The organism is Erwinia sp. HR93 (genome assembly GCF_034555055.1).
Classification (GTDB): Bacteria; Pseudomonadota; Gammaproteobacteria; order Enterobacterales; family Enterobacteriaceae; genus Apirhabdus; species Apirhabdus apintestini.
Genome location: NZ_JAXUDP010000001.1, coordinates 445,136 through 457,952, shown reverse-complemented (window position 1 = coordinate 457,952; position 12,817 = coordinate 445,136). Strand labels below are relative to the sequence as shown.

Annotated in this window: 10 protein-coding genes and 4 tRNA genes; 8 read left to right on the top strand and 6 right to left on the bottom strand. The window is 50.4% G+C overall.

Annotated elements, in window-relative coordinates; all coding sequences use genetic code 11:
* Nucleotides 1-3: 3 nt before the first annotated feature.
* From wecG to SFA31_RS02125, 6 genes are all read left to right on the top strand, one after another.
* A complete protein-coding gene (wecG, locus tag SFA31_RS02150; RefSeq protein ID WP_322836497.1) occupies nt 4-744 on the top strand; it encodes a lipopolysaccharide N-acetylmannosaminouronosyltransferase in 741 nt (246 codons plus the stop codon).
* Nucleotides 745-966: 222 nt separating this feature from the next.
* Entirely contained in the window at nt 967-2,337 is a 1,371-nt protein-coding gene (gene thrP, locus SFA31_RS02145; protein WP_322836496.1) for a bifunctional threonine/serine APC transporter ThrP, read from the top strand.
* A gap of 118 nt (nt 2,338-2,455) precedes the next feature.
* Nucleotides 2,456-2,532 (top strand) — tRNA-Arg (locus SFA31_RS02140).
* A gap of 54 nt (nt 2,533-2,586) precedes the next feature.
* Nucleotides 2,587-2,662, top strand: a tRNA-His gene (locus SFA31_RS02135).
* A gap of 16 nt (nt 2,663-2,678) precedes the next feature.
* Nucleotides 2,679-2,765, top strand: a tRNA-Leu gene (locus SFA31_RS02130).
* Between the two features lie 41 nt (nt 2,766-2,806).
* A tRNA-Pro gene (locus tag SFA31_RS02125) sits at nt 2,807-2,883 on the top strand.
* Between the two features lie 1,221 nt (nt 2,884-4,104).
* Here the strand turns inward: SFA31_RS02125 and hemY are convergent.
* Genes hemY through hemC form a run of 4 tightly spaced genes read right to left on the bottom strand, consistent with a single transcriptional unit; the run spans nt 4,105 to nt 8,161 of the window.
* A complete protein-coding gene (gene hemY / locus SFA31_RS02120; protein WP_322836495.1) occupies nt 4,105-5,301 on the bottom strand; it encodes a protoheme IX biogenesis protein HemY in 1,197 nt (398 codons plus the stop codon).
* Between the two features lie 2 nt (nt 5,302-5,303).
* On the bottom strand, nt 5,304-6,461 hold the full coding sequence (gene hemX / locus SFA31_RS02115) for a uroporphyrinogen-III C-methyltransferase (RefSeq protein WP_322839276.1): 1,158 nt from the start codon (nt 6,459-6,461) through the stop codon (nt 5,304-5,306).
* Nucleotides 6,462-6,476: 15 nt separating this feature from the next.
* A complete protein-coding gene (gene hemD, locus SFA31_RS02110; protein ID WP_322836494.1) occupies nt 6,477-7,223 on the bottom strand; it encodes a uroporphyrinogen-III synthase in 747 nt (248 codons plus the stop codon).
* Nucleotides 7,220-8,161, bottom strand: a complete 942-nt coding sequence (gene hemC / locus SFA31_RS02105; protein ID WP_322836493.1) for a hydroxymethylbilane synthase — start codon at nt 8,159-8,161, stop codon at nt 7,220-7,222. The genes hemD and hemC overlap by 4 nt, the downstream gene beginning before the upstream one ends.
* A gap of 283 nt (nt 8,162-8,444) precedes the next feature.
* On the opposite strand from hemC, the gene cyaA reads away from it, so the two are divergent.
* Nucleotides 8,445-11,009: a class I adenylate cyclase gene (gene cyaA, locus SFA31_RS02100; RefSeq protein WP_322836492.1), complete on the top strand. Its 2,565-nt coding sequence runs from the start codon at nt 8,445-8,447 to the stop codon at nt 11,007-11,009.
* A 4-nt stretch (nt 11,010-11,013) separates the two neighbouring features.
* Here the strand turns inward: cyaA and cyaY are convergent, their stop codons facing one another.
* Complete coding sequence (cyaY, locus tag SFA31_RS02095) at nt 11,014-11,331, bottom strand: iron donor protein CyaY (RefSeq protein ID WP_322836491.1); 318 nt, start codon at nt 11,329-11,331, stop codon at nt 11,014-11,016.
* A gap of 353 nt (nt 11,332-11,684) precedes the next feature.
* Nucleotides 11,685-11,879 carry a YnfU family zinc-binding protein gene (locus SFA31_RS02090; RefSeq protein WP_322836490.1) on the bottom strand — a complete coding sequence of 65 codons (195 nt, stop codon included), beginning with the start codon at nt 11,877-11,879 and terminating at the stop codon, nt 11,685-11,687.
* A gap of 502 nt (nt 11,880-12,381) precedes the next feature.
* On the opposite strand from SFA31_RS02090, the gene SFA31_RS02085 reads away from it, so the two are divergent.
* Nucleotides 12,382-12,567, top strand: a complete 186-nt coding sequence (locus SFA31_RS02085) for a cold-shock protein (RefSeq protein ID WP_322836489.1) — start codon at nt 12,382-12,384, stop codon at nt 12,565-12,567.
* The last annotated feature ends 250 nt before the right edge of the window (nt 12,568-12,817 follow it).

The following is a 12,817-nucleotide window of genomic DNA, read 5'->3' as shown; positions in this document are numbered from 1 at the left end:
ACAATGGGTGAACGGACGGAAGCGCCGTCGTATATCCTGCGGGGGCTCAGGCTTCTGGGGTGGCGCGATATGGATCATGCGCTGGAATGGCTGCATGAAGACGGTGTGCTAAAAGAAGGAACGCTGGTTGCTATCAATGCGGAGAAAGTGCTGGCCGCTGAACGCAGCCCTGAGGTGCGCGCATTGATTGAACAGGCAGAATTCAAATATGCAGATGGCATTAGCGTGGTGCGTTCAATCCGCAAAAAATATCCTGGAGCGAAAGTTTCCCGCGTGGCAGGCGCCGATCTGTGGGAAGCGCTAATGGCGCGAGCGGGGCGCGATGGTACACCCGTTTTTTTAGTGGGCGGGCAGCCGGATGTGTTAGCTCAAACGGTGACAGTGCTGCGGGAGCGCTGGCAGGTCAATATTGTTGGCAGCGAGCACGGCTTTTTTCCACCGGAGGCGCGGCAGGCTATTTTTGAGCGCATTCGTGCCAGCGGCGCGCGTATTGTTACCGTTGCCATGGGATCGCCGGTACAGGAGCGCTTTATGCGTGATTGTCGCTGCATCGCTCCTCATGCCTTATATATGGGGGTCGGCGGTACCTATGATGTATTCACCGGGCGCGTTAAGCGAGCGCCTGCGCGCTGGCAGGCGCTGGGGCTGGAGTGGCTATATCGTCTACTGTGCCAGCCAAGCCGAATCACGCGCCAGTTACGCCTGCTACGCTATTTAGGTTGGCACTACTCAGGCCGTTTATAGGGCCTTACGTACGCCGTCCCCAATCGCTTTTTTACGATTTTAATTTGGCTTTTGGCTCGCTGACCGCGTTTTCTTACGTCTGGTTTGCTATTTGTACAAAAATACGGAACTATTGCGCTCGCACGCCGGTTTTTGCGGCGGCGCAGCGCGGCTGCGGCGTGAAACATAAAAATAAGCGGGAAAACCCGTCACGGTATAGCAAATACAACAATAAGAGGATATATGGCTGAAAGTAAAAGTGGGCTCCAGCGTGGCCTGGAGGCGCGGCATATTGAGCTGATTGCGCTTGGCGGAACGATAGGCGTTGGGCTATTCATGGGGTCGGCAAGCACCCTGAAATGGGCAGGGCCGTCCGTGCTGTTGGCTTACATTATCGCCGGGCTATTTGTCTTTTTTATTATGCGCTCAATGGGCGAAATGCTGTTTCTGGAGCCGGTAACCGGTTCATTCGCCGTATATGCTCATCGCTATATGAGCCCCTTCTTCGGCTATTTAACGGCGTGGTCTTACTGGTTTATGTGGATGGCGGTAGGGATTTCCGAAATAACCGCCATCGGCGTGTATGTTCAGTTTTGGTTTCCGGAACTACCGCAGTGGATACCTGCGATATGCGCGGTGGGGCTAGTGGCTCTGGCGAACCTGGCGGCAGTGCGATTATATGGTGAAATTGAATTTTGGTTCGCCATGATCAAAGTGACCACGATTCTGGTGATGATCATTGTTGGCCTGGGCGTGATTTTCTTTGGCTTGGGCAACGGTGGTTTGCCTACCGGTTTTGGTAATCTAACGCAAAACGGTGGATTTTTCGCGGGTGGCTGGAAAGGTTTCCTCACCGCATTATGTATCGTTGTTGCGTCTTATCAGGGTGTGGAGCTTATTGGTATTACTGCGGGCGAAGCAAAGAACCCTCAGGTGACGCTGCGTAGCGCTATTGGCAAGGTGCTGTGGCGTATCCTTATTTTCTACGTCGGTGCCATTTTTGTCATCGTAACGATTTTCCCGTGGAATGAAATTGGCAGTAACGGTAGCCCATTTGTCCTGACTTTCGCGAAAATAGGGATTACCGCAGCGGCGGGGATTATTAATTTCGTGGTGTTAACCGCGGCGTTATCCGGCTGTAACAGCGGTATGTATAGCTGTGGACGAATGCTCTATGCGCTGGCGAAAAATCGCCATCTGCCTGCTGTAATGGGTAAAGTTTCCGCGAATGGCGTGCCGGTTGCCGGTGTCGCGCTGTCTATCGTTATTCTACTGATAGGATCTTGCCTTAATTACGTCATTCCAAATCCACAGCGCGTATTTGTCTATGTATATAGCGCCAGCGTGTTACCAGGAATGGTGCCATGGTTTGTGATTTTGATAAGTCAATTACGCTTTCGTAAGGCGCATCGCGAGGCGCTTACAACGCACCCGTTCCGCTCTTTATTATTTCCGTGGACAAACTGGCTGACGATGGCATTCTTGCTCTGCGTTCTGGTGGGGATGGGGCTGAATGAGGATACGCGAATGTCACTGATTGTTGGGCTTTTCTTCCTTGGCGTCGTCGCGTTGGTGTATAAGCTTTTTGGTTTAGGAAATCGCACCGCGTCTTGAAAATAGGATGGTTAAATCACCGGAATGTGCAAAGCATAACCAAACGCGCATTTTATTAAAAAAACCACTAGACAGCGCCGTGTGAAGTCCGTAGTATCCCCCTCCGCAACGGCGCTACGCGCCCGTAGCTCAGCTGGATAGAGCGCTGCCCTCCGGAGGCAGAGGTCTCAGGTTCGAATCCTGTCGGGCGCGCCATTTAATTTAAGGCGCTTGAGCTGCGGTGGTACGATTAACCGTGTGATTACAGTGGTGGCTATAGCTCAGTTGGTAGAGCCCTGGATTGTGATTCCAGTTGTCGTGGGTTCGAGTCCCATTAGCCACCCCATCTAATTTCGTGGAATGCGAAGGTGGCGGAATTGGTAGACGCGCTAGCTTCAGGTGTTAGTGTCCTTTCGGACGTGGGGGTTCAAGTCCCCCCCCTCGCACCACAACCTTCTTCTTAAAGAGAAGTGAAAAGATAGTGAAAAATCGGCGAGTAGCGCAGCCTGGTAGCGCAACTGGTTTGGGACCAGTGGGTCGGAGGTTCGAATCCTCTCTCGCCGACCACTCTCTTCCCTGTTATATGAAAAAGCAGACTATTATGGTCTGCTTTTTTGTTTCTTGCGCTTCGGAGTTGGAATCGCCTTGCATGCGGCTATAGATCTCAGCCTAAGCACAAGGTGCCCTTGTCTCTCTGTCATGTATTTATTCTGCGTGGCCGCTTTATTCCGCTACGGAAGCTTTGAGAACAATGATAGGTTGGTATTCTGACTATCTTTGAGAAAGCGCGGATAAGTGTATTAATTGAGTCAGCAGCAGAGCGCTGAGTAAAGCGGAGCACCGCGGTGCTTTCTGCAATAGGATAGGGTACTTGATTACCTTTTAAGAGCCGTGCGGCCAGTAAGATATTCTCCTCCTGCCTATTAAATGATTAACAGGCTGGCTCCTGTAAGTTTTCTCTACCAGACCCAGACCCAGACCCAGACCCAGACCCAGACCCAGACCCAGAGAGGGTGGTCAGGAGGCTGGGAACCTCGTGCAGCAGGAACTGGGCAGGGTAACGCCGTCTATACAGACTTTCACACTTTTATTTATCAAGCTCTGGCGCCTACGGCTTGCCTTTTAATGACAGACTGAAAAAACGCAATTGGCATACAGAATCACTGGGTGCATGGACAGCCCGATGGCGTATTTCTATAAACAGGGCAGCGTATTAATCAGAGTGAGTTGATGCGGGCGTTTAAGAATATAAAGAGATAAGCCCGAGTGACGTTAAAAGGAGACAGATTGTGCCGCTTCGTGTCTCTAAATGGTGACATTTAACGTGTTGTTATTGCATAAATTGTTAAATCCAGCGTCGTTTCGTCTCTAATCCATGACATTCATTGAGAAGAGCGAACTATTAACAGGAATAATAAATGGTATAATATGTTGATTTATAATGTATTTTATTGTTGGCACACAATATGCATTAACTGACCTGTAGATACTCATTCCATTTGTTATGTTTGCCGCGATGGCTTCATAATCCCGGGAATGATGTAGAGCCATTCAGGGTGCTTATCGTCCAGACACTGATGTCGTCTTTATTGATCTCATCAAAGCGTATGGACATTACGTTGAGTGAAGCACCGCTTGTTGTCTAACAGACCTGTCTTTGCGCTGGCTATTTTGGCCGGCGTTTTTTTTATTTATTGGGTAGAGATGGCTGTGGGATAGGGCCATAAAAACGACCTGCCGTGGAAGTAAAAACGGCCATCTTCAGAGGAGATGGCCGTATAAAGAAGCTTAAGATGGGGCGTTATTTTTTAGCGTCAGCAACAGGCCGTCTCGTCGCATGGCAGCCGCTTCTTCTGGCTGCTTCAGGCGATCGAGCGTGTCGGCAAGCCAGGCGTAATCATAGGCGTCCGGACGCTGCTTCAGGGCAGCACGGAAAGCGAAGCTGGCTTCTTTCCATTCTCCGTGCTTCATCAACATTTGGCCCAGCGTGCTCCAGAGCAGCGGGCGCGAACCATGATTTTTAATTTGCTGACGCAATACCTTCTCGACCTGCTCCGGCGCGCTGGTTTTTAGACGCGGCATCAATAAAACCAGGCTTTCATTATATTCCTGCTTCAGCCCGTCCAGAATAATTTGCTGGGCGGTAGCGTGATCGTCACACTCAATCAGCCGATCCGCCATGGCCACCTGGAGATCTGAACGCAGGCGTATTTTACGCCCCTGATTATGCCACCAGGATTTCAACCCTTCGCTGCCGCCATCGGCCATAGCCTGGTCCATCAGCCCAATCCAGGCCTGCTGCTCTAACGCTGCCCGGTGAGCATCATCACCAATATGCGCTTTCTCCATGGAGTAGAGAATATCAAGCAGAGAACTCCACGCGTGGGTGCGTATGTAGGCCTGCTCAGCAAGGCGCAGCACCTCAGGGTGGCGCGGTGCGATTTCCAGCAGCTTATCAACGCCGTGGCGGGCGGCATGATTTTCATTACGCGCAAGCTGAAGCCGAACGCGCGTGATTTCTACTGGGATAGGATCGTTTTCTGAAAGCTCTGCTGCGCGCTCCAGGTGCTGGCTGGCGCGCGCATCGTCACCTCGCTGCTGTGCGGCTTCGGCGGCCAGCAGATAATTGACTACGGGCTGTTCCGCGTGATCGGCATGTTTGGACAGCAGCTTTTCAACCTGCTGATAATCCCCTTCCGCCAGCTTAATTAACGCCTGGCTGGTATGCTTGTGGGCGCGACGACGTTTGCGCCCGACAAACCATCCGCGGGTGCGAGAACCGGTATGAAATATCCGACGCAGTATCCACTCGATAACCAGCAGCGCCAGAATCAATAAACACAGCATAATAACCAGTGCAGTGACGCTGGTTTCAATATTGTAGTCATTGGTTTGAATCAATACGTAGCCCTGGTGACCTGCGAGCATGGGGCCAACCACAATACCTGCCAGCAGCAGGAGAAATAACAGGAGAACTTTTAGCATGATTATTCTCCTTGCTGAGGTTGGGCGCCAGAGGCGGCGTCAGACGCTGGCATCGGGGCGTGGCGATCCCAGGCGCGCATCAGTTTTTCGAGAATGGGCTGGCTGGCTAAGGTATCCGGCACATCCATTTCAATGCTTTGTTGGCTGAGCGTGTCTAAATCCGCCAGGAAACCTTTTGTGGCAGCATCATCGGTATCGTAATAGGCGCGGATCCAGGTAGAGACGGTCTCAAGAGATTGCTTATAGGTTTCATCCTGATGGCGCGGCACGGCCTGTACGGCTATTAATAAACGCGAACGGATATTTTCGCGCAAGTAGATATCCTGATTTGGTGCCAGTAGCGGTACGTCGGTGGTATCCCTGCGTCGGATAGTAATGAAATTCTCCATAAAGTTATGCCAGCTTTTAACCAGGTTTTGCCGCCATTCAGTCAGCGAGCCTGATAACTCTTTGCTGTTGGAATCCATCGGACTGTCATCGTCGTCATTATCCGCAAGGCGAAGATTATCAACCTGGTTCGAAAGCTGATTGAGCTTCAATATAATGCCATCGAAGTCAATCTGCGTTACGCCTGATAAGCTGGAGATATCCTGAGTCAATGCGCGGCGTGCGTTGATCAGGCGGGGATCGTTCATCTGCGCCAGGCTTTCATCAGCGCTGCGCAGCAGCGCAATGGCCGTAGTGACATCCTGATCGCTCCAAAGCTTGCGCCCGGCGAGTTTGACCAGAAAATCGGACTGCGCAAGCTGCCAGACTTTAGCGTCGCTGCCGGAGATCGCGGCGACTTTCTGCTGGGTTTCTGCCAGCGCTTTTGCCATTTGCACCTGGTGCGCGCGCGCTTCTTCAAGCCGCGCGGTTTGCTGTTTAATCAAATTCTCCAGATCAATTTTTTGCTGGCTTTGTAGCTGTTGCAATGCGTTGAGCTGCGCGCTGAGCGATTCATTTTGCGCCATCTGGCTTGCTGCCTGATGTTTTCCCCAACTATACAGGCCGGCACCGGCGGCTAGCGCTATGGCGATAGCGACGATACTCAGCGTGATGCCAGCGGCATTGCTGCGCGTTTTTACTGGTTTTGACTCAGGCTGAACAGGCTGCGCGTTGTTTTCTGCAGCGGAGTTGGCCTCTTCAGTCATCGCGGAGGGCTCTTTTTGTTCCGTCATCATTCTTCCCATCGTTCATGTTGTTATTGCGCGCAGCAGCGCGTCATTATCGGCGTTATCCGCAACTTTAATCTTTTTCCAGCCCAGCTCCACGGCCTGAATAGCCAGACGTTCGCTAACAACGATCAATTGGCACCGGAGTAGCCAATGGTGTTTATGCCAGTCAGGAAACAGTGACCAGAGCTGTTGTAGCATTTCTCCACTGGTGACGACCAGCGTTGAAATGCCGCGTTCATACCAGCGAGCTGCTTCTTCTTCGCCAGTATAATGAATGAAGTTGCGTTGATAACATTCACAAAATCTGACGGACGCGCCGCGCTCGCCTAGCACCGTGCCTAATAGCTCTCGTCCACCATTGCCGCGCAGGATAAGCGCTGTTTTTCCGTTAATATTTTGTAATTCAGGTAATTGTAGCAGGACTTCACTGATTTCCCGATCCCGCGGATAATTTACCTGGAGGCCGCTATTGGCGTGTAACGCCAGCGCTGTCGCCCTGCCGATAGCAAAGGCTGAAACTTGTTCCGGCCAGCGCATTTCGGCTTGCTTCAGTGCTGCTGCGGCAAAGTTAACCGCCTGTTTCGATAAGGCGACTAACAGGTCGCCAGGTGCGAGATGGGTCAGATATTCCGGAAGATAAGGCAACTCGCGGCCCGGAGTGAATTCAATCAGGGGGAGGCTCCACGCCTCCACGCCGAGCGTGCGAAGGCGGCCTACAAGCTCCTCTCCTGCAGGGGAAGGGCGAGTGACCAGAACGCGTCTCATTGCGATGCGGTTTCCTGATAAATAGCGCTAAGAATCGCATCTGCGCCGTTATGTAACAGCTCTTCAGCCAGAGAAATCCCCATTGCCTGCGCATCATCAGGATGCCCGCGCCGCTCCGCGCGAATTATTTGTGAACCATCCACGGCGCCAACCAGTGCTCGCAGCCAAAGCTCACCGTTGCTAAGTTCGGCATAACTGCCAATAGGCACCTGGCAGCCGCCTTCAAGACGAGTATTCATTGCGCGTTCGGCGGTGACGCATATCGCCGTTTCACGATGATTAAGCGGTGCCAGTAAAGCGCGCGTATGGTTATCATTGAGCCGGCATTCGATGCCGACTGCGCCCTGGCCAACGGCGGGAAGAGAAACTTCCGGCGAAAGCGCACAGCGGATCCGCTCCGGCATTTTTAGGCGCTTCAGGCCGGCAACGGCTAAGATAATCGCGTCATATTCTCCTGCATCGAGCTTGCCAAGACGGGTGCCCAGGTTGCCGCGTAAAGAGCGGATAACTAAATCCGGGCGCTGGGCCATTATTTGGCACTGACGACGCAGGCTGGAGGTACCTACGACGCTACCGGCAGGCAGCGCATCCAGGCTGTCGAAATGACCGGAGACAAACGCGTCCCTCGGGTCATCACGTTCACATATAGTCACCAAACCCAGGCCTTCCGGAAAGGCGACCGGCACGTCTTTCATCGAGTGAACGGCGATATCGGCGCGATGTTCCAGGAGCGCCCGCTCCAGCTCTTTGACGAATAGCCCTTTGCCCCCAACTTTCGCCAGCGGGGTATCCAGCAGAATATCGCCGCGTGTCACCATCGGCACCAGTTCGACCCTTAGAGAGGGGTGATGTGCTTCCAGGCGCTGTTTTACATCCTCTGCCTGCCACAGTGCCAGCGGGCTTTGGCGGGTTGCAATGCGTAATACTTCGTCAGACATGCTTTTTACCGTGATAACCGTTTAAAGAACATCCTAACATTGTTACCGGAAAACTGTCAGTTGTAACGGCCACGCGAGCGCAGAAGGCGTGATACTCTTTCAACGTTGGATGAAGCGCTGTCATGCTACACTTTGTGTAGTGCATCTTTCTTTACGGTCAAACGGCATGGTGTTAAATTGATCACGTTTCCAGCAATTCCCGGTCAGATCATTGTTAGTAATAGGCAGTGGCCCATGGAAACTGGTTTTTTGACGAAATACTGAAACATCAGGCGAATATGTCTTGTACCTCTATATTGAGACGCTAAAGCAGAGACTGGATGCCATAAATCAATTGCGCGTCGATCGCGCGCTTGCTGCTATGGGGCCTGCTTTTCAGCAGGTTTACAGTTTACTGCCCGGACTTCTACATTATCATCACCCGCTGATGCCGGGTTACCTTGAAGGTAACGTTCCCGCCGGTATCTGTCTTTTCACGCCTGATGAAAATCAATTACTTGCGCTACAGGATTTGGCGCAGCGCCGTGGCGTTGCAGCCCAGCTCACCCCTACGGGAGAATTGCCTATAACCGGCGTTTATTCTATGGGTAGCACGTCGTCCGTTGGCCAAAGTTGTACCTCTGATTTGGATATTTGGGTCTGCCATCAGTCCTGGCTTGACGGTGAGGAACGCCGCCTGCTGCAGCGCAAGTGTAATTTGCTGGAAAACTGGGCCGCGTCTATGGGCGTTGAAGTCAGCTTCTTTTTGATTGATGAAAATCGATTCCGTCACAATGAAAGAGGCAACCTTGGTGGTGAAGACTGCGGTTCTACTCAGCACATTCTATTGCTGGATGAGTTTTATCGCTCCGCAGTGCGTATGGCGGGTAAGCGCATTCTGTGGAATATGGTGCCGGTAGCGGAAGAATATCGCTATGATGAATATGTCATGTCGCTGTATGGGCGGGGCGTACTTACGCCTAACGAATGGCTCGATCTTGGCGGATTAGGATCGCTTTCCGCAGAGGAGTATTTCGGTGCCAGCTTATGGCAGCTCTATAAGAGTATTGATTCTCCGTACAAAGCCGTGTTGAAAACGCTGCTCCTTGAGGCTTATTCCTGGGAGTATCCCAATACCCGCCTCTTAGCCGAAGACATTAAGCAGCGCCTGCACGATGGGGAGATAGTCTCTTTTGGGCTGGATCCTTACTGCATGATGCTGGAAAGAGTGACTTATTATTTACAGCAGATACAAGATGAGGCGCGCCTGGATTTAGTTCGCCGCTGTTTCTATCTTAAAGTTTGTGAAAAGTTGTCTCGCGATCGGGCGTGCGTTGGATGGCGCCGTGAGATATTGAGCCAGATGGTAAAAAGCTGGGGCTGGGATGAGCAGCGTTTAGCCGTGCTTGACGATCGGGCGAACTGGAAAATTGCACAGGTACGCGAAGCGCACAACGAGCTTCTGGACGCCATGATGCAAAGCTATCGTAACTTAATTCGCTTTGCGCGGCGCAATAACCTGAGCGTAAGCGCCAGCCCGCAGGATATTGGCGTATTAACGCGTAAACTTTACGCGGCATTTGAAGCACTGCCGGGCAAAGTAACGCTGGTGAACCCACAGATCTCGCCGGATCTTTCTGAACCTTATCTGACATTTATCTATGTGCCTCTTGGGCGAGCGAATCGCTCAGGTTGGTATCTTTATAACCGGGCGCCGACCATTGACGCGATTATCAGCCATCAGCCGCTGGAATATAACCGTTATCTGAATAAGCTGGTTGCCTGGGCCTGGTTTAACGGCCTGCTGACTCCGCGCACCCATTTGTTTGTCAAAGGAAACGGCGTGTGCGAATTACCAAAACTGCAGGAATTGGTCTCTGAGGTTTCTCAGCGTTTCCCGCTTCGCCTGCCGGCTCCGACGCCAAAAGCGCTGTATAGTCCTTGTGAAATCAGGCACCTGGCTATCATTGTTAATCTTGAATACGATCCGACTCAGGCGTTTCAGGACCAGGTGGTGCACGTTGATTTCCGTAAACTGGATGTCTTTAGCTTTGGCGAAGAGCAAAAATGCCTGGTTGGCAGCGTGGACTTACTCTACCGAAACTCGTGGAACGAAGTGCGCACGCTGCACTTCAACGGCGAGCAGGCCATGATAGAGGCGCTGAAGACGATTCTGGGTAAAATGCACCAGGATGCGGCGCCGCCGGACAGCGTGGAGGTCTTTTGTTATAGCCAGCACTTACGCGGCATGATCCGCACGCGGGTTCAGCAATTAGTCTCTGAATGTATTCAACTGCGGCTGACCAGTACGCGCCACGATGCCGGGCGTTTTAAAGCGCTACGTTTTGCCGGCCAGACTTGGGGGCTGTTCTTTGAGCGCCTAAATGTTTCTATTCAAAAGCTTGAAAACGCCGTTGAGTTTTATGGCGCTATCTCCAACAACAAGCTGCACGGGCTTTCCGTTCAGGTAGAGACTCATCATGTGCAACTGCCTTCCGTGGTTGACGGGTTTGCCAGTGAAGGCATTATTCAATTCTTTTTTGAAGAGAGTCAGGCAGAGCGCAAGGGATTTAATATTTATATTCTCGATGAGAGCAATCGCGCAGAAGCTTATCTTCATTGTGAAGGCAGCAAAGAAGAGTTAGTACGCGATGTGAGTCGTTTTTACTCTTCGTCGCACGATCGATTTACGTGGGGCGCGAGCTTCATAAACTTTAATTTGCCGCAATTTTATCAAATAGTGACCGTGGATGGGCTGCAGCAGGTCGTTCCGTTTAGGACTCGTTGTATACAGCCGGTTATCACGGCGCGACCAGATGAGGACGCCTCAGAAGCTGCGTCTTCGCTGCTTCCTCAGTATCCATCCTAATGCGTTAGAATTGCACACTTTCGCCCGCTTGTTCCGAGCAGGCTTGCTCTAACAGCGCCCAAAAGTTTTCCCCGGAGCGGTCGCATAGCCAAACATCGCCCTGCAGCGAAAAGTGATAGCCGCCACGACGCGTCGCCAGCCAGACCTGATGTAAAGGCTCCTGGCGATTAATAATAATCTTGCTGCCATTTTCAAAGCTAAGGGTTAATACGCCGCCGTTGATTTCGCAGTCAATATCACTATCGCCGTCCCAGGCGTCCATGCGCTCCTCGATCGTTAACCAAAGCCCATCGGCCAGGCGATGAAATTCACTGTCGTTCATATCGTATTCCTGTTTCGGGTATTGCAGGCAGTATAAAAGTAAAGTCAGGGAATAGAAACCTGCGCTCTGACTATGCCACTATTGCTTTTCGATTTAGTTAGCTGGCGCTCCATCGCACTAAATTCGTCTAAAATATATTTAATAGTCAATGTGTTATTTAACTATGATACGCCGTGCTTGAAAGTGCTTTGTGAGCGATGCCGAGCGTGATTCATACGATTACGCGGCGCGCCGGTTAGCGTACAGCGTCTATCCTGATGATTAGTCGGGTGAGAAAACCGTTAGTGCATTAACGGCTTGTCATCGACAGATGCTGTAAGCTGCGCTAACGGTTAATCCAAAATTTTAATCTATTATTTTCTAAGGGAAAAATTTGCTGGGGATGATGATGCAGGGGAATTGGATAAAAACAGGGTATTGCAGAATGGGCAAATAAGTTTCTTATTTTTATTCACACGTGCCGTACTGTGCTCTGATTTTTTTGCGCATTGTGGGCAACTGACGCTGACCAGAAAACTTTTAGGACCATCTTTTCTTTTATTAAGCATAAGCATCTCTTATCGTGTTGATAAAGAGCAGGCTACAGGTTTATCAAAAAAATTGCTCACTAAATTTCTCATTTGTAGAAAAAAGAGGGACATTTAACAAATGCGCCGCATGAGCATAAAAAATAACTTGCTATAAAGTAAAATACGTGAGTTACTAGAGGCGCAGGTTTGATTAAACCTCTACCCATAAGGTGAGTGACAGTATAAGCCACCCTCATCAATATAAGAATGAGAGTCCCTTCCTGGTTCGTTTCCTTTTGAGTTATCTCTTCCTCCGCGTGCGGATATCAATACAAGGTTTTATTTAACCTTATATTGACAGGTTAGAGAATGCTTACCAAATAGCATCCCGTTTACGTATAGCGCCGGATCGTGGAAAGCATATTAATGGTCCGATAATTCATCCTATTAGATTCCCAGATTTTTTACATGGAACCGCCATGAGAATGGGCCTGCTTGGGGGATTACGGCGAGTAGAAAATTAGATAAGCGATATAACATTATGTTAAATATAGATAAATTTTCCTTCAAATGCCCTTGCTGTCAAGGATCGCAATACCGGACTTCGGTATTTGATTCATCCATAAGAAATCCTGCAGGTGCAAAATGTATTTTTTGTAAATCAGATATGGTGATGTTTAAAAGAGTGGAGCAACAAATTCGGAGTATTCATACTCATCAGAATTAATAAAGTTTTTCTGAATCTAAAGGCGCGTAATGTGATTATAGCAACATGAGTGGGTACGCGCTTTTGTGATGACGCCTATGTTACTAATGTTTTAGCGTATTAAGAATAGAGACAATTAAGCCGGATATATGTAAATACCGGGCTTATAGTTTCGTGGTTTATCATTTTTGAGATGCCTATTAATCAACGGCTGGCAATTAACAAACAAAGATAGCCGAGTAATATTTTCAGAAAATGTGTAAAGGAAAAT

Coding starts and splice junctions, on each gene's coding strand:
- wecG (WP_322836497.1), top strand. CDS start 4: ATGGGTGAACGGACGGAAGCGCCGTCGTATATCCTGCGGGGGCTCAGG.
- thrP (WP_322836496.1), top strand. CDS start 967: ATGGCTGAAAGTAAAAGTGGGCTCCAGCGTGGCCTGGAGGCGCGGCAT.
- hemY (WP_322836495.1), bottom strand. CDS start 5,301: ATGCTAAAAGTTCTCCTGTTATTTCTCCTGCTGCTGGCAGGTATTGTG.
- hemX (WP_322839276.1), bottom strand. CDS start 6,461: ATGACGGAACAAAAAGAGCCCTCCGCGATGACTGAAGAGGCCAACTCC.
- hemD (WP_322836494.1), bottom strand. CDS start 7,223: ATGAGACGCGTTCTGGTCACTCGCCCTTCCCCTGCAGGAGAGGAGCTT.
- hemC (WP_322836493.1), bottom strand. CDS start 8,161: ATGTCTGACGAAGTATTACGCATTGCAACCCGCCAAAGCCCGCTGGCA.
- cyaY (WP_322836491.1), bottom strand. CDS start 11,331: ATGAACGACAGTGAATTTCATCGCCTGGCCGATGGGCTTTGGTTAACG.
- SFA31_RS02090 (WP_322836490.1), bottom strand. CDS start 11,879: ATGCTTAATAAAAGAAAAGATGGTCCTAAAAGTTTTCTGGTCAGCGTC.
- SFA31_RS02085 (WP_322836489.1), top strand. CDS start 12,382: ATGTTAAATATAGATAAATTTTCCTTCAAATGCCCTTGCTGTCAAGGA.